Origin of the sequence: Niastella koreensis GR20-10, from assembly GCF_000246855.1 — a bacterium.
Taxonomy (GTDB): domain Bacteria; phylum Bacteroidota; class Bacteroidia; order Chitinophagales; family Chitinophagaceae; genus Niastella; species Niastella koreensis.
In genome coordinates this window covers 3,246,830-3,266,978 of record NC_016609.1, presented here as the reverse complement: position 1 = coordinate 3,266,978, position 20,149 = coordinate 3,246,830, and the positions used below count along the sequence as shown (strand labels likewise).

The following is a 20,149-nucleotide window of genomic DNA, read 5'->3' as shown; positions in this document are numbered from 1 at the left end:
TCGTTTTATTGTTTTTTGAATACTATTCCGGTCATTTTAGCCAGCTCCATCTCAATGTCTTTGATGTGCATGTGCGGGGGCAATAACTCCAGAAACCGCTCGTAAGTGTTATTGGTTTCCAGGTCGGCCTGGTTTTGCTCCAGCAGTTGTTTTATCTTTTTTAATTTCAGGAATTGAATCGTTGAAGAAACATCATCCTTAAAACCCTTTTCTTCCTTCATCAGGGCCTTATGCTTGTACTCAATGTTCATATACTTTCTAAAACCCTGCTCCAATACTGAGAACACAGATTTCTCCGCCTCCCAGTGATTGCTTAATTCGTAGGGGGTATTCAGAATAGACACCACCAGTGTACTAACATCATTTTCCTGCGAGAATACGAAATCCTTATCGGTAGGCTCATGCCGCTCAGCCAGCATTTCGCGGTACATATTCAGCACCTTTATTACCGTTTGGTTCTCTATCATGTCTTCGGCAATATCCTGGTTAAGGATGTATTCCGCTATTTTCTGGGTATGGTCCCAATCCTTGAGGCCATGTTCCAGCAAAACCCTGACCAGTTGTTTTTCCTGCAGCTCATCTTTGAAGATCAGGTTAAAGCTTTCATCGCTGTAACCGGCTTCTTCGCCGCGCGTGGCATTGTCGCCATAAAACTGGGTGAAGTCCAAACCCTGTGCAGCTGCCTGTTTGCTTTCGTCCTTAGCCAGCTTTTCGCGAATGTGTTTATTCACCAGGTTTACCAGACCACCTTCTTCAATCTTCAGTAACTCGGCGCATTTCTTTATATAATCCTGTTGTTTGGTAAAATCTTCCAGCTTGTTGATCTTGGCAATGGTTTCCGCCACCTGGTTTACCAGGCCCGCTTTTTTGGCAGAATCGTTGCCAACATCCTTCATTTGTACTTCAAGCTGAAACAGGATGAAGTCCTTTTTATTTTTATCGATGAACTCGCGGAAGGCGGCGGCGCCTACCTTGTTTACATAGCTATCCGGGTCTTCCTTATCGGGGATGAGCACCAGTTTTACGTTCAGGCCTTCTTCCAACGCCATATCCAACCCACGCAGGGCGGCTTTTACGCCGGCAGAGTCCCCATCGTAAATGATTGTAAGGTTCTTCGTGTATTTCTTAATGAGCCGGAGTTGGTCCATCGTTAACGAGGTACCGCCGGATGCCACTACGTTCTCGATACCGGCCTGGTGTAAGGAGATCACATCGGTATATCCTTCCACCAGCAAACATTCGTCGAATTTATCGATGGCCTGCCGGGCAAAATAAGTGCCGTACAGGATCTTGCTCTTGATGTATACTTCGTTCTCCGGCGTATTGATGTACTTGGGCGCTTTATCATTTTTACCAATGATGCGGGCGCCAAAACCAATCACTTTACCGGTTTGATTATGTACGGGGAAAATGATGCGGCCGCGGTAGTTGTCGAACGGTTTTTCATCCCGCACCACCACCAGACCGCTCTTTTGTAAATACTCCAGGCTATAATGCGCCGCCAGGGCCGTTTGCGCAAAGGAGTCGCGGGTAGCCAGGCAATAGCCCAGTTGAAAGCGCGTCATGATCTCTTCCCGAAACCCACGTTCTTTTAAATAGCTAAGACCGATTGCCTGTCCTTCCTCGCTTTGGAATAAATTTTCGGAGAAATATTTTTGCGCGAACCCATTCAGGATATATAAGCTGTCGGCCGCTTGTTGTTGCTGCATCCTTTCGGGGCTCATGGCCGTTTCTTCTATCTCCACATTGTATTTGGCGGCGAGCCAGCGCAATGCTTCCACATAGGAATATTTCTCATGTTCCATAATGAAGCTGATGGTATTGCCGCTGCGGCCACAACCAAAACATTTATAAATTTCCTTGGCCGGTGAAACGGTAAAGGAAGGCGATTTTTCGCCATGGAAGGGACAAAGCCCCAGGTAGTTAGCCCCGCGTTTTTTTAGTTTTATGAAGCTTCCTACTATTTCAATAATATCTATCCGGCTAAGGATCTGTTGTATCGTTTGAGGACTGATCATCGAAGCAAATTTAGGGGAAATGCGCAACGCAGAACGCAAAACGCTTAACGCAATTTGCATAATGGGGCTTTCGCGTTAAGCATTCAGCATTCGGCGTTTGGCGTACCGCCAACTGAATGACTTACAATTTTTTGTACATATACTATTCAATCATAGGGAAAACATCGATCACATATATAAACCATTATTTATTAACTAAGGGTTTATAATTTTTATCTCTTTTATCCTGTTTTTCCGGCAAATGTTTCTTAAATTAGATTAACCACTCACAAACGCACCACATCACATTAAGCCTTACTTCCAACTTAAGAAGCTCTTTATATTTCTTCATTTATAAATTTTCTCCCATGGTAACTACAGATATCGCACAGCTGTCAAAAGAATGCAATGCCTGGCGGGAGACATTGCGTTCTTACCGAGATGAATTCGGTCAATTAAAAAGTCAACTTCAGGATCTTGCCGGACACCAAACCAACAGAGACGTTCTTCTGGAGATTGATCACCTCGACAATCAGTTCTACATTCAGCTCATTAACATTCACGACCTCAAGCAAGCCATCAAACTCCACCACCGTAAGCTCAAAGACGAAATGGCTGAACCCAATAATGTGAGCCTGGCCGAAGACGCAACCACCGATCACGAACGACTTTTCAACGATTATCAGCAACTGGAGAGTACTTTGACAGAAGTTAAAGAGGAATTTTCGCATTTCGCGAACCATATACAATAGGCAATAGACAATAGGCAACTGGCAAAAGGTTCCGTTAAGCGGGATTCAAATAATTTATCAGGCAGTTCGTAATGCTAATTGCCTGTTGTTTATTGCGCTCCTGAGCATTGCGAAGGAGCATTTGCTTATTGACGAAATCCCCCCTATATCAGCCGCACCCACTTTTAGTAAACTACTATTCTTCATCTAAACATTGTTTGCTATGGCTGAATTTGATACCTCACACGTAAAAAATGTAGTCTTGCTGGGCCATGCCGGCTGCGGTAAGACCACATTGGCGGAGTGCATGCTATATGAAGCAGGCCTTATTACCCGCCGCGGCACCATTGCCGAAAAAAATACCATCGGCGATTACCATGAGCTGGAACAGGAACGTGGTAATTCCATCTTCTCCAAATTAATGCATACCAAATGGCGGGGTTACAAGATCAACATTATTGACACACCCGGTTACGACGATTTTGTAGGTGAAGTAATTTCGGCCCTGCGCGTGGCCGACACTGGTGTAATGCTGCTCAATGCCGTAATGGGTGTTGAGGTGGGCACCGACATCATTTGGGATTATACCGAACAGTTTAAAACGCCCATGATCTTTGCCGTTAATAAACTGGACGAAGACAATGCCGATTTTGACAGAACTGTTCGCGAAGCAAAGGCCCATTTTGGCGGAAAGGTGGCCGTGGTGCAATACCCCCGGCAACTGGGCGCCGGCTTTCATGAGATCATAGATGTGCTTCGCATGACGATGTATAAATTTAAAGATGCGGGGGGCAAACCCGAGAAACTGCCCATCCCTGACGACGAGCGCGCCCGCGCCGACGAGCTGCATAAAGAACTGATAGAGGCAGTGGCCAGCAACGATGAGACGCTGATGGAAAAATATTTCGACAGGGGCGAGCTGGATGAAGACGAAATGAAGACCGGGCTGAAAAGAGCCATGATCAACCACGACCTGTTTCCATTATTCTGCCTTTCGGCAGAACGGAATATGGGCAGTGGCCGCCTGATGGGCTTTATTGATAATGTTTGTCCCAGCGCCAATGAAATGCCGCCCCAGACCACGCAAAACGGAAAATCATTGCCCTGCGAGGTCAGCGGACCGGCCTGCATTTTTGTTTTTAAAACCATCAGCGAGCCGCATGTAGGCGACCTGTCGTTCTTCAAAGTATATTCAGGCACGGTGCAAAGCGGTATGGAGCTGGAAAACGAATCAACCGGCATTACCGAAAAAATAAACCAGCTGTTCCTGGTAGAAGGAAATAAACGCACCAATACCACCGAGCTGGTAGCAGGAGATATTGGCGCCACCCTGAAACTAAAGAACACGCACGTTAATAATACCCTGCACGTAAAGGGTAAAAATTATGAACTGAGCCCCATCGAGTTTCCACCGCCAAACATGACGGTGGCCATCGAAACAACGAAAAAAGGGGAAGAAGAAAAGCTGTCGCAGGCTTTGCACCAGCTGCGGGAAGAAGACCCCACGCTGATCGTAGAGGTTTCGCAGGAACTAAAACAAACGCTCATTCATTGCCAGGGCGATATGCATCTGGCAGTGGCTAAATGGAAAATAGAGCATCTGCATAAAGTAGACGTAAAATTCATCAAACCCCGCATTCCTTACCGCGAAACCATTCGCCGGATGGCCGAAGCCAATTACCGGCACAAAAAGCAGAGTGGTGGTTCCGGTCAGTTCGGGGAAGTATTCTTACGGATAGAACCCTGGTACGACGGCATGCCCGACCCGAATGGGTTGAATGTGCGCGGCCGTGATGTGCATGACCTGGACTGGGGCGGTAAACTGGTGTTTTTTAACTGTATTGTGGGCGGAGCGATTGACACCCGCTTTCACCCATCCATTTTAAAAGGTGTTATGGAAAAAATGCAAACAGGCCCGTTAACCGGGTCGTATGTACGTGACGTTCGGGTATCGATTTATGACGGTAAAATGCACCCGGTGGACAGTAATGACATTTCGTTCAAGATAGCCGGTTTAATGGCCTTTAAACAGGCTTTCCAGCAGGCTGACCCGCAGATCCTGGAGCCCGTGTACCAGGTGGATGTGTTGTGCCCCGATGATCTTACCGGCGCCGTAATGGGCGATCTGCAAAGCCGCCGGGCCGTGGTGGAGGGCATTGACACCCAGGGACATTTCCAGAAGGTGATCGCCAAGGTGCCGCTGGCCGAAATGGACGGGTATTCTTCCTCACTTCGGTCCATAACGCAGGGACGCGCCAAATTTACCATGAAGTTTTTTGACTATGTTCCGGTACCGTTCGAGGAACAACGCCGGCTTATAGACGACTATTCTAAAACAGCTAAAGAAGAACTTGTTTAAACGTGGGCTCCGGCAACTGGTGTAGCCAATATGCTAATAAGATAATGTGCTAATTGGCTAATAAAAAACTGAGCACATTAGCCCATTAGCATATTAGCACATTAAAGATTAACCAACTGGCCCTAGCATATAAAATAGCTACCTACGGGTGGCTATTTTTTTTAATGCCCGGATACTAATGACGGTCACATAAAAATTTTATTCCAATTCACGAATATCAATTACTTTCAACTCCTGCAACCAGTGTTCAAAATTTAAGTATTGTATGGAGGTGAATGTCCTGGATAAAAAGGAGTTTGTATTCAATATCATATGCCAATCACACGTTCCCATGTTCATTGCCTGGGGACCTTCAGGGACCATGTACTATAACGATGCGTGTCAACCGCTTCTTGGTATTGAACACCCCCTGGAAGCGTTTGAGTTCCCGGTGCAAACAGTTTTTGCCGGTAACTGGGACCAGTTAGGCCCCGCCTTTGACCAGGTGATGCAGGGCCGGTCAATAACAATTTCAGATATCCAGCTTTTCATAAACCGGGGAGGGCATTCAGAGCCGGTGACCTATACATTTTCCTGCATTCCCATTCCTTTGGAAAGCGGGGAAATTGGTGGCATGCTGGTTACCGCCACTGAAAACATCGCTATACAGCAGGCTGCTCAAAAAAAGATCTACGATATTTTATTGCGGTTGCCCATCGGCATTTTAACCCTGCGGATGCCGGATTACCGCATTGAGCTGGCCAATAACTCGTTTTTACAGATCGCCGGTAAAGACATGAGTGAAATAACCGGCCGGTCGTTATTCGAAGTAAATCCAGAACTCAAGGGGCAACGGGCGGAAGAACTAATAAACCAGGTAATACAAACAGGAAAGCCGCACATTGAGAACGGCCTGCCGTTGCGCGTAGAACGTAATGGGGGCCAGGTAACGGCCTATTTCAACATCCTGTTTTATCCATTGCTGGAATCCGATGGCGCCTGTACCGGCGTAATGCTGGTAGGCCGTGAAGTGACCGAGATAGTACTGGAAAGAAAGCGGATGGAAAACAGCGAACATTATTTCCGCCGCCTGGCCGATACGGTGCCCATAATGTTGTGGATCACCCGTTCAGACGGTTATTGCACCTACGTAAACCAGAAATGGTACGACTATACCGGGCAAACGCCCGAAAAAACCCTGGGGCGGGGCTGGCTTTCGGTAGTGCACCCGGATGATATAGCGTTAATGACAAGCTGTTTTGAAGAAGCGAATGCCCACCAGGTGCCTTTTAATTTTGAATACCGCATCAGGGGAGCCGATGGCAATTACCGCTGGATCCTCGATTCAGGTTCGCCCATGTTTGATAAAAAAGGTGTGTTTGAAGGATTCATTGGTTCGGTAGTGGACATCGACAACCGTAAGCTGGCCGAAGACGCCGTTCGCGAAAGTGAAAAAAGATTCCGCCAGCTGGCAGATTCCATGCCCCAGATCGTATGGACAGCCAATGCCGATGGTTATGTAGATTACTACAACAAACAATGGTACCTGCTGATAGGTGATGAAAACCAGTTTGGCGACGAGAGCTTTATTGTGCATGTTCACCCCGATGACAGGGAACGGTGTTTAGAGTCGTGGCATGAGGTGGTAAGAACTGGGGAGTCACTGGAAATTGAATTCCGCTTCCGGGTAAAATACCCGGCACCCGTTTACCGGTGGTTCCTGGTGCGCGCCCGGCCCATCAAGAACGACCGTGGCCAGATCATTAAATGGTTTGGCACCTGTACCGATATTGATGACGTAAAGAACATTCACCTTGAACTGGAGAACCGCGTAACGGAAAGAACGCATGAAATTTCGCACAAGAACAAAGCGCTGGAAGAAACTACGCGTGAGTTAAAAGAAATGAACCAGCAGCTGGAACTGCGGCACGAAGAGCTGCGCCAGAGTGAAGAACGTTATTTACGCATGACCAACGAGGTGGAAGATTATTCCATTATCCTGCTGAGCAAGGACGGCTATATCGAAAACTGGAATAAAGGGGCCGAAAAAATAAAAGGGTATACCGCCGATGAGATCATCGGCATGCACTTCAGGCTTTTTTATACGTATAGTGACCAGCAGCATAACCTGGCGGAGAAGCTGATAGCGGAGGCAAAGGAGAATGGGAAATCAACCTATGAAGGATGGCGGGTACGTAAGGATGGGTCTACCTTTTGGGCAAATACGGTGCTTACTGCCCTTCATAATGACAAAAACGACATCATTGGTTTTTCAAAGGTAACCCGCGATCTCACCAAACAAAAGCAGAACGAGGACCAGTTGAAAATATATGCCGAGCAACTGGAGCAAAAGAACCGGGAGCTGGAACGCAGCAACAGCGAATTGTCGTCGTTCAGTTATGTGGCCAGTCATGACCTGCAGGAACCATTAAGAAAGATACAGGCTTTTGGCAACCTGATACAGGCCCGCGATGTGGCAAACTTAAGCGACACCAGTAAGGATTACTTTGAACGTATGGTGAAAGCGGCCATACGCATGCAAAACCTTATTGACTCATTGCTGGAGTTTTCCCGCACTACCACCGCGCGCAAGAATTTTGAACTGACCGATCTGAATATATTGCTGGATGAAGTAAAAAAAGAACTGGCGCACCGGATCGAGGAAAAGAAAGCAACTATCATAGCGGCACATCTGCCTACCCTGACCATCATTCCTTTCCAGTTCAGACAGCTTTTATCGAACCTGATAAGCAATTCCCTGAAGTATTCGCGGGAGGATGTGACGCCGGTGATTGAAATTACCGCAACTTATGTAAAAGGGAGTGAACTGAATGAAAAGGCTGCCCTCCCGGGCAAGGATTATTTCCGTTTTAAAATTGCCGACAATGGGATTGGATTTGAACAGGAATATGCAGAGAAGATCTTTGAACTGTTCCAGCGATTACACGGCCGCAATGAATACAGCGGCTCCGGTATTGGTTTGGCAATTTGTAAAAAGATTGTAGAGAACCACCATGGTTTTATGAGAGCGGAAAGCGGGGCAGGGGAAGGTGCTACTTTTTACTTCTTCATACCGGTTAAATAGGCCGAAGTTCATAGGTTCGTAGGTTATTAGGTTATTGAGTTTTTGAACCCAATAACCTAATAACTTAATAACCTAGTACTTGGCACATTCCTTCATTTCTTTCTCACTATATGCCAATCCATATTGCTTCAATACATCATCCGGAACGCCATTCCATTTATTAGGCGTATTACCGGCATAGCCAACATCTTTTACGCCGATTTCGCTGGTATAAAAACCGGAACAGGTTAAATCGCGCATCAGGCTAAAGAAGGCAATGCCCGGGCCCATATCGGGTTTCGCTTTTTTACCTTTGGTTATTTCTTTCCCATTTTCATTATATACGATTTCGGGATAAGCAATATCATCAACAATGTTTATCTGCTGGCCATGATCGCATTCAATAAACGATTTATTGAAACGCTTCAGGCTTTGTACATCCAACCAGCGCAAACCACCCCGCATGGGGACCTGGTGTTCAGGTTTATCTTTTACAATGTATTCAATAAAATCAGGCACTTTGGCTTCGGAGGCGCTGCCGCTTACTTCATCTTTGGGGATGATGATGTCGGCCAGTACCGTAATGGTAGCCATTTCATGCTGGTTAAAAAACGTCTTTGACGTTATTTCCTTTTCCCGTTCTTTTTCTTCTTCGGCACGGTCTAAGGTAAATTCACCGGAAGGCTCGGTGCTTTTGGCAGCCTCTTCTTTTTTATTATCGGTTTTGCAGGCATCCAGCAACACACCGGCCGACAGGGTACCTACTGCTATAGCTTTTAAGGATTTTCTTCTGTCCATAATTAGTTAATTTTTACAGGTTCTTCTTCTTCATTTCATCAATGATATATTCCGAAGCACGCATAGAAAGCGCGAGAATGGTCCAGGTAATGTTTTTATCGGCCTGTGATACAAACGGGCCGCCATCTACACAAAACAGGTTTTTAACATCATGCGCCTGGTTGTATTTGTTCAATACCGATTCCCTGGGGTCGTTACCCATCCGCACCGTGCCGGCTTCGTGAATGATATTGCCGGGAGCATGCAAACCGTAATTGTTTTTTTCATCGTCATCACCACCGTAAGTGATAATAGCGCCCATGGCATGCATGATCTCTTTGAAGGTCTCCTTCATGTGTTTAGCCTGTAAAATATCGTATTTGTGCGGCTCTACTTTAAAGCGTAAAACCGGGATACCATATTTATCAACTACTTTAGGATCAATCTCACAAAGATTTTCTTTCACCGCCAGGGCTTCACCGCGGCCGGCCATACCCACGCGGGCGCCGTAGAAGAATCGCATATCTTCTTTCAATGATGAACCATAGCCACCGGGTTGTTTTTGTTTTCCTTTTACCTCAAACCTGCCATTGAGGGCCTGCACACTGTTACCAAAACCATAAGCAGGCTGGCCAAAGCCACCCCAGTATTCAATATGATAACCGCGGGGGAAATCGAGCTTTTTATTATCGCCAAACCATGGGGAATAAATATGCGCACCGCCCACACCATCTTCATTATAGCGTTTGCGATCGAACAGTTCGGGCAATACGCCACCCATATCGGCGCCAGTGGAGTCGTGCAGATATTTACCAACCACACCACTGCTGTTGGCCAGTCCGGTAGGATAGCGAGCCGATTTTGAATTCAGCAGCAAACGCGCCGATTCGCAGGCGCTGGCTGCCAAAATCACCGTACGGCCCATTACCTGGTATTCCTGCAGGTCCATTTTATTTACATAAGATACACCTGTAGCAAGCCCTTCGTTATTAGTAAGCACTTCACGCGCCATGGCGTTGGTGATCACATCTACATTACCGGTTTCGAGCGCAGGTTTTACCAAAACGGAAGAAGAAGAGAAGTCGGCATATGCAATGGAGCAGGCCCGGTTACACTGTCCGCAGAAGATACACTCACCTCGGGAATCATTGATCTTTTTGGTAAGGATCGAAAGGCGGGAAGGAATTACCGGAACGCCGACACCACTTGCTGCTTTTTTAATCATCAGCTCATGCAAGCGGGGTTTGGGCGGAGGCAGGAAAATACCATCGGGATCATTTTCAAGGCCTTCATTGCTGCCAAACACACCAATAAGCCTGTCAACTTTATCGTAATAAGGTTTTACATCATCATAACCAATCGGCCAGTCATCACCCATTCCATCGATGCTGTGCCGTTTAAAATCTTTTGGGCCGAAGCGGAGGGAGATCCGTCCCCAGTGATTGGTACGGCCGCCGATCATGCGGGCGCGCCACCATTCCCATTTGGTATTCTCGGCATGGGTGTAGGGTTCGCCATCAATTTCCCAACCCCAGTAGCAGGCATCGAAGTCACCAAATGGTCTGAATTTGGTACTGGCGCCACGACGGGGTGATTCCCACGGGTTCTTGAACTGTGTTACATTTTTCCTTGGATCATACATTGGTCCGGCTTCAATCAAACAAACTTTCAACCCTGCATGTGACAGCACGTAAGCCGCCATGCCGCCACCGGCACCCGAGCCTACGATGATGGCATCATATTGCCTGGCATTTTTTTTTACCTGAAGATCCCCCATAAGAGTAACTAAATTTTATAAATGAAAGATGGTTGGTTTAGAATCATAAATGTAAAGGTTTAGCAATCTTTACCAATTATTTGCAATCGCTTTTTTATATGTGGTTGAAATAGTAGCATGCTGTGCAAATAAACCATTAAAAGGGCGGACGCAGTTTCCTGCAACAAGGCTGAGGGCCTAAAGCCAAAGGCTGAAAGAGCAAGGCAAAAGGCACAGGGCAGAGCGCAGAGAGGGCTCGCGCCTGTTTAAATTAATAACCTTTTGGCGGCAGTTTAAGGCAAAGCAATGGTTTTTACCTATTTACCCTGATTAATGTAAAGCCTACGTTTAAAGACCTGCATTATTAAATATTATATACCATTACCCATGTTTCATTGAATAAAATTCAATAAACTGGATTTTTATTTCAAATATTAGTAGCAGCTGGTATAGATAAACCCTTATTTATGAAAAAATTGGTTGAAGGGCTGCAGAAATTATGTTTTATTCACGCAATTTTACGTACCTAAATACGTTAGACAGATGTCCATTTATTCTGAAAAAACCTATAATCACATATCCCTATGACCCCATACATCCAAAACGAAACGGATTACCTGGCCGAGAAATTCATGATACTGGAATATCATATTGCACATGCCAGCAAGATTGCCCTGCTTAAGATTCAGAGTTGGAAATTTGCCGTTAAGAATCCTGAAGTTGGGACACGTTATCAGATGGCAGCAGAAGATATGGTACGCCAGTCGTTGATGAGTTTTGTACCCGCATCTCATATTTTAAATGAAGAGGGTTTTTACTTTCGACCAATCCAGAATTAATTAGTTTTAAATAATCACAGCAAGTCGCTTCTGAATGGGAGCGACTTTTTTTTTGGGCCCCTGGCCCCCTCCCGGCCTCCCCCATTAGGGGGAGTGGGTTGTTACTTCTGTATACTAACTCCGTCAACTCTATCAACCCTGTCAACCAGTTAACTTGTCAACTATATCAACTCCGTCAACTTGCTACTTTATCCGCCTTACCAGCTTCTTTTCACACAAACTTGTTAAATAGTCAATTCACCTTTAGTTACTGTTAATATTTATTTTACCGATATATAACAGAAACCAGTAAATGATAATTTATTAAGAAATAGTTTATAATGCGGTAATGAAGCAGGTGGCACCGGTCTATCCTTAATGGTTAACCTGTATGTTAGTCACTAACAGTGTCTAAAAATTTATTTTTCAAAATCAACATTCAAAAAGACTTCCTATTTTTGTTTTGGCAACACTAATCAGCGAAGTGAGAAAGAAATGGTGAGGCGAGTAATGTAGCCGATGCACAAACCTTATCTAATGGACAGGATTCTATTATTTACGCCACTTCTTATCTTTTTATCTCTTTTATTTATCTCACATGCCTGCGGGCATCTTTGGTGTGCCTTCACTTATTTTTCAGATTCAGTAGATCCGTACAGGAAAAAGATTTCAAAACAATTGGTAAGTCTGCATCACCTGAACGCAGTTCGCCGGCCGGCCAACCCGTTCGGCCGGCACCGTGTGTGTAAACGGAGTACTGAATATGTGCCCGAATGGTTCCTTTCATCACGATGGTAACCTGGCAGCAAAAATGACCGCTAGCAGATAGCCCGTCTCAATGAACACGCAATAAAACGGATAGCAACAACTCCCACGTTTCAACAATGGCTCTACCGGTATACGGCAGATGCCATACAGTTAATTATTGTTTAATAGCAATTCAGTAACCCATGTATTCAGCAAGTCATGTACCACCTGCTGAAGCAACTGCTTTATTTACGTGAGCTGTAGGTAAGGGGACAGGGTCAACAACTTTTGTTATTTGCTATAAACCTTTTCTTATGAAATTGAAAAAAGAGGACATTGAAAGGATCAGGCTCGCAAAAGATTTATTAACCAGAAACAGGAGATATCACATTACTATCAATGACCTGAGTGCACAAACACAACTCAACCGTACCAAATTGCAATTCGGATTCAAGCAGCTGTTTGGGGTTAGTATAGACGATTACCGGATATTATTACGAATGGAGAAAGCAAAAGAGTTGCTGGAGCAAACCGAGAAGAGTGTAAAAGAGATCTCAATACTTGTAGGATATAAAAGCATGGGGAGTTTCAGTACAATGTTTAAAAAAATATACAGTAAATCGCCCACCGAATGGCGGAACGGGCTGCATGGATAAAGCAACAATTACGATATAGCCCTTGCTGCGCAAAGTGAAGATCACTTTGTAAGAAGCATTTTGCCATACAGGATGGCAAAAGCAGTTCCTTATATGAATATAACAGTATGGCACATGTTATTTTGTGAATATAAAAATTGAAATTGTGCAAATACAAGAAATGAATCTTCGTATATTGCATGTAGATATTTGACACAAGGACGGTTTTCAATACATACACAATCAGCAGGAAGTAGCTGCGGCACTAAACTTATTTTCTTGGGAGCTCTATAATAAGCCCTCAAAGCAAATTTATCGCCCCAGGCTAAACGAATATAAGTGCCGCACTACTTCTTCTGATGAGCTCTTTACAACATTTGGCTATAGAATGATGATCCGGGTTGCCGGAAGCGTTTATGAACGTGGTGAAAGATATTTGCAGGAGGGTCAGTAAAAACACCCGCTCATAAATGCAGGGATGAAGGACGAGTCGCTCCCGGCTTTCACCCAATGACCAGGATATAACCCCGGCATAGCCGGCGCCCGGATTCATTTTACATATTTGGTTTTTACTTTCTAATTGGCCTTTCTTGATCTATTATAGAAGGTTTTTAACAGTGGCTTGCTTGTACTGCCTTTTCTGTCCAGTAAGGGCACTATAGGTAAGCATCTTAGGAATTTAGAGATTTTTTGATTCCGGGATTTTGAGATTTATAAAACAACTGCACCTCAAGAAATCGCAAAATCTCAAAATCGCAATATCAGAAATTAGTTTATGGACCTGCGGGTACTAACTGATGAGAAACTGCTGCAACTATTAAGGGCCAATAATGAACAGGCTTTTAAGGAGATCTATACCCGCTACTGGAAACTCATCTTCGACGCAGCCTGGCACCGGCTGGGCAGCAGGGAAACTGCTAAAGAACTGGTGCAAACGATCTTTCTACGTATTTGGGAAAAACGTCATTCCATCCATATCATTCATCTGCAAGGTTATTTAAAAACTGCCATCAAAAACAGTGTCGTTAATTATATAGAAGCAACGATGGTGCATAAGAAATATCTTCAGCATGTTGTACACACCGGCTCAGCTACTTGCCAGGGCACAGAATCTGCACTTACTTTTCACGAACTATCACAGGCCATTGAAAAAGCCATTGCTTTATTACCGGAAAAAACAAGAACGGTTTTTCGCCTCAGCCGCTTCGGGCATTTAACCATTCGCGAAATAGCTACCAGCCTGAACATCTCTGAAAAAGCAGTGGAATACCATATTACTCAATCGCTCAAGACATTGCGGTTATACCTGAAAGAATATCTTGATATAGCGCTATAATCATAAACGCTGCTGTTTTTATTCACCTTTTTAGGGGATGCTGCCGGTTGCCTGTCTATAACTGAAAACCGGATAAAACCCAATGGTAATGGACCGCGTAGCATTCAGGGAATTATTAATACGTTATACCAGTGGATCTGCCACTGCAGCAGAAAGATCAATGATCGACCATTGGTATGAATTACTTTATAATAATGAGCTGCCATCGCTGCAACAATCCGAACTAGATAACATAGAGCAAGAAATGTGGGTATTTATTGAAAAAGAAGGCAACCTGGCGGAACCCGTTGTAGTATATCGTTCAAAAAGAATGAAGCGCCTGATTTACTTCGCTGCCGCAGCTGTTATAATATGTTTGGTAATTAGCGGCTGGCTGGTGTTTTTTAATGCGGCCTCAACAATGTCTTATGAAACAAGCCGGCAGAAAGATCAGTTAGCTGAAACCGTTAACCGCACCACTATACCCCAACGTATAAACCTGGAAGACGGCAGTTATATCCTGCTGGAGCCGGCCTCTACAATCTCCTATGCAAAACATTTTGATACCGATAAACGGGAAGTATACCTGGAAGGGAGCGCCTTTTTTCAGGTAGCCAAAGATGCCACCCGGCCTTTCTTTGTATATACCAGCGAAGTGGTTACAAAGGTACTGGGCACCAGCTTTGATGTAAAGGCCTTTCCGAACGACAATACCATCCAGGTACAGGTGCATACAGGTAAAGTAACGGTGTATAAACGAAAGAACGGCGCACACGAACAGGAACTGGCTAAAGTAAATGCGACTATAATTACCCCCAATCAGCAGCTACTGTTCAACCGGCAACAGGCCAGCTTTACCCGGTCCGTCACCGCCCTGCCACAGGTGATCAATATTCCTGTAAATAAAAACAATATCCCATTTGCTTTTACCGATGCTCCGGCCACTGAAGTGTTGATGGCGCTTCAAAAAGCCTACGGCATCACCATCATTTATGATGAAGAACAGATGAGCCATTGTTCCTTCACCGGCGCTTTTACCAACGAAAGTTTTTTCGACCGCATCAATCTCCTTTGTAAAGCCATAGAATCCACCTACGAACAGACCGACGGCCAGGTGATTATCACCGGCAGTACTGTGAAAGATTAACTGATTAAATCATTAACACACAATCAATGAAAAAAGCCTTCCTAATCAATGCCATTAAGCATGCCGCCAGGCAATTGCTGCTGATGGCGCTTTTCGCTGTTTCATTACAGGCAGCACCAGGCCATAACCAGGACGTACTGGACCGCGAAGTAACCTTGAACATTAAAGAAAAAAAGCTGGAGTATGTATTGAACAAAATAGAAGAGCAAACAAAGATCACATTTGTGTTTAGTCCGAAGCTGATCCAAAGCAGCCGGTTGGTCACCATCAGTAAATCAAAAGAGAAATTATCAGTAGTATTAAATGAACTCAGCAGTTACCTGCATCTTGATTATGAAGTAGCAGGCGATAAAGTGATCCTGAAACGGCAGCTACCCGATAAGGCAACAGCAGAAACAGACAATAACCCGCCGGCTATAGAACCGGTTCCCATCACCGGCAAAATAACCAATGCAAAAGGAGATCCGTTATCGGGTGTGAGCATTGTTGTAAGAAACAAAGGCGGCGGCACCTCCACCAACGCCAATGGCGTTTTTACCATCAATGCCGATGAAGGCGATGTACTGGTTGTTTCCTACATTGGTTTTAAAACCCAGGAAATAACAATTGGCGGGCAACATCAGTTGACTATAAGACTGGAAGATGCGATAGCTGAGTTAACTACAGTAGTGGTTGGTTCGCGGTCGTTACGGCCCAGGAGCAATGTGGAGTCGCCCGTACCGGTTGATGTTATTTCAAGCAAAGACCTGTTGGCAACCGGACAAATAGAACCCACTCAACAGATCCAGTACACCGCGCCAAGTTTTGTCTCGAACCACCAAACTGTAGCCGATGGTACTGATCATATTGACCCGGCCAGTTTACGGGGCCTGGGACCCGACCAGGTACTGGTACTGGTGAATGGCAAACGCCGGTATAACCAGGCGTTAGTGAATATCAATGGAACAGTAGGCAAGGGGAGTGTAGGCACCGATCTGAACGCCATTCCTGCCAGTAGTATTGAACGCATAGAAGTATTACGGGATGGCGCCGCTTCCCAATACGGTTCAGACGCCATTGCCGGGGTTATAAACGTAGTGCTGAAAAAGAAAACCGGCACACAGGTATTTGCGCATGCCGGGCAACAATATGCCGGTGATGGCGCCAATTTGCAATTAGGCATTAACGAAGGTTTCAAGCTGGGTAAAAAAGGCGGGGTGTTGAACCTTACCGGTGAAGTACGCCATCGTAACCCTACCAACCGGGCCGGGAATTACCTGGGCACCGTATACAATGCCAACGCCACCATAGACGATGCCATGATCGCTCAAAAAGGCGGCTGGGACAGAAGTAATAATATGTTTATCGGCAATTCAAGACAACTGAATGCTTATGGCGAAGCCAACCTGGAACTTCCCATTTCAACCAAAAGTAAATTCTATGCAATGGGCATGTACAGTTACCGCAAAGGGAAAGCGGCTGGGTTTTACCGGTACCCCAAACAAACTACCCAGGTGGTGGCCGATCTGTATCCCCGGGGCTTTTTGCCTTATATAGGTTCTGAGATCCAGGATCGCTCCCTGATGGCGGGCTTTAAGGGAAAAACTGCCGGCGCCTGGAACTGGGATGTAAGTTCTACCTATGGGGGCAACCAGTTCCGGTTTGATGTAACCAATTCAAACAACGCCAGTATGGGCGATGCGTCACCCACCTCTTTTTATTGCGGTAAGCTTGCCTTTCAGCAAAGCACTACCAATGTCGATTTTTCAAAAGATTTCGGTTCACAGCTTAATCTGTCGTCGTTTAACGTAGCCCTTGGCGCCGAAATGCGGGTTGACATGTTCAAGATATCACCGGGCCAGGAAGAGTCGTGGAAGAACTATGACCCTAATGGTGGTAAAGCCGGGGGCGCGCAGGTTTTCCCGGGGTATCAACCCGCCAATGCCGTGAATGAGAACCGCAATGTGTTGAGCACTTATGTGGATGTGGAATCAGACATCACCGAAAAGTTCCTGGTAAATGTAGCCGGCCGCTTTGAACACTACAGTGATTTTGGCAGCGCCCTGGCTGGCAAACTGGCCTTGCGGTATAAAATACTGGATGCATTGGCTATTCGCGGGGCCATCAGCAACGGCTTCAGGGCGCCTTCTATTCACCAGTACTTCTTTAACAATACCAGCACGCAGTTTCAGTTGATAAATGGTACGCTTACGCCCAGTAATACCTTAACGGTGCGTAACAGCGATCCTATTGCCAAAGCGTTGGGTATTCCTGATCTGAAAGAAGAAACCTCCGTTAACTACAGCCTGGGTATCACAGCCAAACCCGGCCGTAATACTTCCCTTACCGTCGATGCCTATCGCATAGATATCAAAAACCGCATTTTACTGGCAGGGCCATTTAAAAGAACAACTGCCGGCACCTCTATAGTTGACCAGGTGTTGAACAATGCAGGCATTGGCACCGATGTACAGGTGGTGCAGGCATTCGCCAATTTTGTTGATACAAAAACCCAGGGGGTTGACATCATCTTTTCGGTTAGTCCGCAGATTAATACCGGTAACCTGGATATAACACTGGCCGCTAATTTCAATGAAACAAAAATTCAAAAAATAAAAGGCACTGATAAGATCCCTGCCAAGCCTGATTCGGTAGGTAATTACTTTTACTTTGACCGGGCCGAACAATCGCGGGTAGAAAAGGCCAATCCGAAAAATAAAGTATCGCTGTCGGCCAATTACCAGTATAAAAAATTTGGCCTGCTGGCGCGGGCAACCCGTTTTGGCAAGGTATCGTCGCTGAATGCCGATCCCCGGCTAGATGAAACCTATGACCCCAAAGTGGTAACAGACGCCAGCATCAGTTACAGCATTCTGCCACAGGTGCGCGTAACCATTGGTGCTAATAATTTATTTGATGTATATCCCGATAAACTGAAATGGTTCCGGGATGGCACGGGCGACAAAACGAATATTTACTATGGTAATACTTCCGACGGGCGCTTTGTGTACAGCCGCAACGCTACCCAGTTTGGGATGAACGGCGGGTATTATTATGTTAGCCTGTCTGCCAACTTTTAACTGTCTGAACCGGTATTTTTGAGATTTATGGGATGATTGGGATATGGATACTTGTTTCAATGTGAGCCGTCTGCCGGTTGACAGACGGCTCACCTTTTTTGTTACCATAATTGATTAACTTTCCAGTCTTATTGTTTTTTGTATGATCGTTGTCATTCAATGTAAAGACCAGGTAGGATTGGTGGCTGGCATTACAGGCGTGCTCGCCAAAGAACAATTGAACATTGTTTCGTTGCGCGAGCACGTTGATAAAATCGAAAATCGTTTTTTTATCAGGGTGCACCTGGAGCAGGATACCGACCCGCAACAACTGGAAATGAAATTGAAACAGGTATTACCGGCAGCCGCGATGATTACGGTGAACCCGATGCCTGAGAAAAAAATAGTGGTAATGGTAACCAAAGAATACCATTGCCTGGGCGATATTCTTATCCGTAATTATTTCAAAACCCTGGGCGCCCAGGTGCAGTGCGTGATCGGGAACCACGATACCTTGCAGAACATCTGTCAGCGGTTTGATATTCCGTTTTACCTGGTATCGCACGAGCAGAAAGACAAGGAAGCGTTTGAAGCGCAGGCGCGCCAAATGATAGACAAGCATGCGCCTGATTATATTGTGCTGGCCAAGTTCATGCGCATATTATCACCGGGTTTTGTAGCACATTATACGGGACGCATCATCAATATTCACCATTCCTTTTTACCGGCCTTTGTAGGCGCCAGTCCTTACCGGCAGGCATTTGAGCGTGGCGTGAAGTTAATTGGCGCTACAGCGCATTTTGTGACCAATGAACTGGATGAAGGGCCTATTATTGCGCAACAGATCATTCCCGTAACGCATTCGCATACGGCTGCAGATATGATGAAAGCAGGAAAGGAGATTGAGACGGCGGTGCTGGCGAAAGCGCTGCAGATTGTGTTTGAGGATAGGGTTTTGGTATATAAGAATAAAACAGTGGTATTTGAATAGAATAGTGAGTTGTGAGTAGTCAGTAGTGAGTGGGTTCCCGAATGTTCAGGAGTCTAAATAATTGCGAGCTAACTCACTACTCACAACTGACTACTCACTGCTTCATCAACTGTTTATCAAAACCCATAGCCACCAGTTTCCCGTACGCCTCCCAAACATCATCCGGTATCTCCTGGTAGATCTGAAAGCCTTTTTCGGGATAGAATTTTATCCGCTGCAAATCACCCACCATCATATTGATGAGCTTTTCAACGGAGATGTCGTTGGTGGGATATTCTTCAAATGAAAGCAGGGGAGAAGTGACCAGCAGTTTCTTATCGGGCCAGTGTTTTTTAAACGTAGCATAACTGCGGCGCTCCATATAGGGCTTCTGCACTACTATAAAACTATCCAGGTTAAGGTTTTTCTCCTGCAATAATTGTTGGGTGAACTGAATGTTCTCGCCCGTATTGGTGCTTTTATTCTCAATAAAGATGGCTTCGCGCGGCACGCCTCTGTCGAGAGCGATGTTGGCAAACAGCTCGGCTTCTGTTTCGGCCCACATGTCTTTGGTCAATTTTCCCAATCCCCCGGAGAAGATGATGATGGGAGCATACCCCTGCAGGTAAATATCGGCGCCGCGTTCGGCAGTGCGGGTGTCCAGATTGCCCAGCACCAGGATACAATCAGATTGTATCAGTGTGTGGTGCAACTGGTGATAATTCCATAATATTTTAGCGAGCGCTATGGCTTCCTGGTTTATCATTATTTTGTACGGTTAGCTTTAGGATCCCTACTACAAGCAATAAATCTGCC

Annotated in this window: 13 protein-coding genes; 9 read left to right on the top strand and 4 right to left on the bottom strand. The window is 45.6% G+C overall.

Annotated features, from left to right (window positions below; translation table 11 throughout):
• Nucleotides 1-5: 5 nt before the first annotated feature.
• Nucleotides 6-2,018, bottom strand: coding sequence for a DNA primase (dnaG, locus tag NIAKO_RS12950; protein ID WP_041348532.1), 2,013 nt, complete (start codon nucleotides 2,016-2,018; stop codon nucleotides 6-8).
• Nucleotides 2,019-2,365: 347 nt separating this feature from the next.
• On the opposite strand from dnaG, the gene NIAKO_RS12945 reads away from it, so the two are divergent.
• The 3 genes from NIAKO_RS12945 to NIAKO_RS36670 all read left to right on the top strand — a co-directional run bounded on the left by NIAKO_RS12945 (nucleotide 2,366) and on the right by NIAKO_RS36670 (nucleotide 8,151).
• A complete protein-coding gene (locus NIAKO_RS12945) occupies nucleotides 2,366-2,749 on the top strand; it encodes a hypothetical protein (RefSeq protein ID WP_014218882.1) in 384 nt (127 codons plus the stop codon).
• 202 nt (nucleotides 2,750-2,951) lie between these two features.
• Complete coding sequence (locus tag NIAKO_RS12940) at nucleotides 2,952-5,087, top strand: elongation factor G (RefSeq protein ID WP_014218881.1); 2,136 nt, start codon at nucleotides 2,952-2,954, stop codon at nucleotides 5,085-5,087.
• 265 nt (nucleotides 5,088-5,352) lie between these two features.
• Nucleotides 5,353-8,151 carry a PAS domain S-box protein gene (locus tag NIAKO_RS36670; RefSeq protein WP_014218880.1) on the top strand — a complete coding sequence of 933 codons (2,799 nt, stop codon included), beginning with the start codon at nucleotides 5,353-5,355 and terminating at the stop codon, nucleotides 8,149-8,151.
• A 72-nt stretch (nucleotides 8,152-8,223) separates the two neighbouring features.
• Here the strand turns inward: NIAKO_RS36670 and NIAKO_RS12930 are convergent, their stop codons facing one another.
• Both NIAKO_RS12930 and NIAKO_RS12925 read right to left on the bottom strand, forming a co-directional pair.
• Nucleotides 8,224-8,928: a gluconate 2-dehydrogenase subunit 3 family protein gene (locus NIAKO_RS12930; RefSeq protein WP_014218879.1), complete on the bottom strand. Its 705-nt coding sequence runs from the start codon at nucleotides 8,926-8,928 to the stop codon at nucleotides 8,224-8,226.
• Nucleotides 8,929-8,941: 13 nt separating this feature from the next.
• Nucleotides 8,942-10,684 (bottom strand): GMC family oxidoreductase, encoded by a 1,743-nt coding sequence (locus tag NIAKO_RS12925; protein WP_014218878.1) that lies wholly within the window; start codon nucleotides 10,682-10,684, stop codon nucleotides 8,942-8,944.
• Nucleotides 10,685-11,247: 563 nt separating this feature from the next.
• Here NIAKO_RS12925 and NIAKO_RS12920 point away from each other — a divergent pair.
• From NIAKO_RS12920 to purU, 6 genes are all read left to right on the top strand, one after another.
• Nucleotides 11,248-11,502 (top strand): hypothetical protein, encoded by a 255-nt coding sequence (locus NIAKO_RS12920; protein ID WP_014218877.1) that lies wholly within the window; start codon nucleotides 11,248-11,250, stop codon nucleotides 11,500-11,502.
• A 1,040-nt stretch (nucleotides 11,503-12,542) separates the two neighbouring features.
• Nucleotides 12,543-12,884, top strand: coding sequence for a helix-turn-helix domain-containing protein (locus tag NIAKO_RS12915; RefSeq protein WP_014218876.1), 342 nt, complete (start codon nucleotides 12,543-12,545; stop codon nucleotides 12,882-12,884).
• A 754-nt stretch (nucleotides 12,885-13,638) separates the two neighbouring features.
• The gene (locus NIAKO_RS12910) at nucleotides 13,639-14,199 is read left to right on the top strand and encodes an RNA polymerase sigma-70 factor (protein WP_014218874.1); all 561 of its coding nucleotides are present in this window, start codon (nucleotides 13,639-13,641) and stop codon (nucleotides 14,197-14,199) included.
• 88 nt (nucleotides 14,200-14,287) lie between these two features.
• The gene (locus tag NIAKO_RS12905) at nucleotides 14,288-15,325 is read left to right on the top strand and encodes a FecR family protein (protein ID WP_014218873.1); all 1,038 of its coding nucleotides are present in this window, start codon (nucleotides 14,288-14,290) and stop codon (nucleotides 15,323-15,325) included.
• A 26-nt stretch (nucleotides 15,326-15,351) separates the two neighbouring features.
• Complete coding sequence (locus tag NIAKO_RS12900; protein ID WP_014218872.1) at nucleotides 15,352-18,384, top strand: TonB-dependent receptor domain-containing protein; 3,033 nt, start codon at nucleotides 15,352-15,354, stop codon at nucleotides 18,382-18,384.
• A 142-nt stretch (nucleotides 18,385-18,526) separates the two neighbouring features.
• Nucleotides 18,527-19,354: a formyltetrahydrofolate deformylase gene (purU, locus tag NIAKO_RS12895; RefSeq protein ID WP_014218871.1), complete on the top strand. Its 828-nt coding sequence runs from the start codon at nucleotides 18,527-18,529 to the stop codon at nucleotides 19,352-19,354.
• A 94-nt stretch (nucleotides 19,355-19,448) separates the two neighbouring features.
• On the opposite strand, the gene NIAKO_RS12890 is transcribed toward purU, so the two are convergent.
• Nucleotides 19,449-20,099 (bottom strand): YdcF family protein, encoded by a 651-nt coding sequence (locus NIAKO_RS12890; RefSeq protein WP_014218870.1) that lies wholly within the window; start codon nucleotides 20,097-20,099, stop codon nucleotides 19,449-19,451.
• Between the last annotated feature and the right edge of the window lie 50 nt (nucleotides 20,100-20,149).

Bases quoted from the DNA above. Each gene is read 5' to 3' on its own strand.
- NIAKO_RS12930 (WP_014218879.1), bottom strand. From the start codon at position 8,928: ATGGACAGAAGAAAATCCTTAAAAGCTATAGCAGTAGGTACCCTGTCG.
- NIAKO_RS36670 (WP_014218880.1), top strand. From the start codon at position 5,353: ATGGAGGTGAATGTCCTGGATAAAAAGGAGTTTGTATTCAATATCATA.
- NIAKO_RS12905 (WP_014218873.1), top strand. From the start codon at position 14,288: ATGGACCGCGTAGCATTCAGGGAATTATTAATACGTTATACCAGTGGA.
- NIAKO_RS12900 (WP_014218872.1), top strand. From the start codon at position 15,352: ATGAAAAAAGCCTTCCTAATCAATGCCATTAAGCATGCCGCCAGGCAA.
- NIAKO_RS12925 (WP_014218878.1), bottom strand. From the start codon at position 10,684: ATGGGGGATCTTCAGGTAAAAAAAAATGCCAGGCAATATGATGCCATC.
- NIAKO_RS12915 (WP_014218876.1), top strand. From the start codon at position 12,543: ATGAAATTGAAAAAAGAGGACATTGAAAGGATCAGGCTCGCAAAAGAT.
- dnaG (WP_041348532.1), bottom strand. From the start codon at position 2,018: ATGATCAGTCCTCAAACGATACAACAGATCCTTAGCCGGATAGATATT.
- NIAKO_RS12890 (WP_014218870.1), bottom strand. From the start codon at position 20,099: ATGATAAACCAGGAAGCCATAGCGCTCGCTAAAATATTATGGAATTAT.
- purU (WP_014218871.1), top strand. From the start codon at position 18,527: ATGATCGTTGTCATTCAATGTAAAGACCAGGTAGGATTGGTGGCTGGC.
- NIAKO_RS12940 (WP_014218881.1), top strand. From the start codon at position 2,952: ATGGCTGAATTTGATACCTCACACGTAAAAAATGTAGTCTTGCTGGGC.
- NIAKO_RS12920 (WP_014218877.1), top strand. From the start codon at position 11,248: ATGACCCCATACATCCAAAACGAAACGGATTACCTGGCCGAGAAATTC.
- NIAKO_RS12910 (WP_014218874.1), top strand. From the start codon at position 13,639: ATGGACCTGCGGGTACTAACTGATGAGAAACTGCTGCAACTATTAAGG.
- NIAKO_RS12945 (WP_014218882.1), top strand. From the start codon at position 2,366: ATGGTAACTACAGATATCGCACAGCTGTCAAAAGAATGCAATGCCTGG.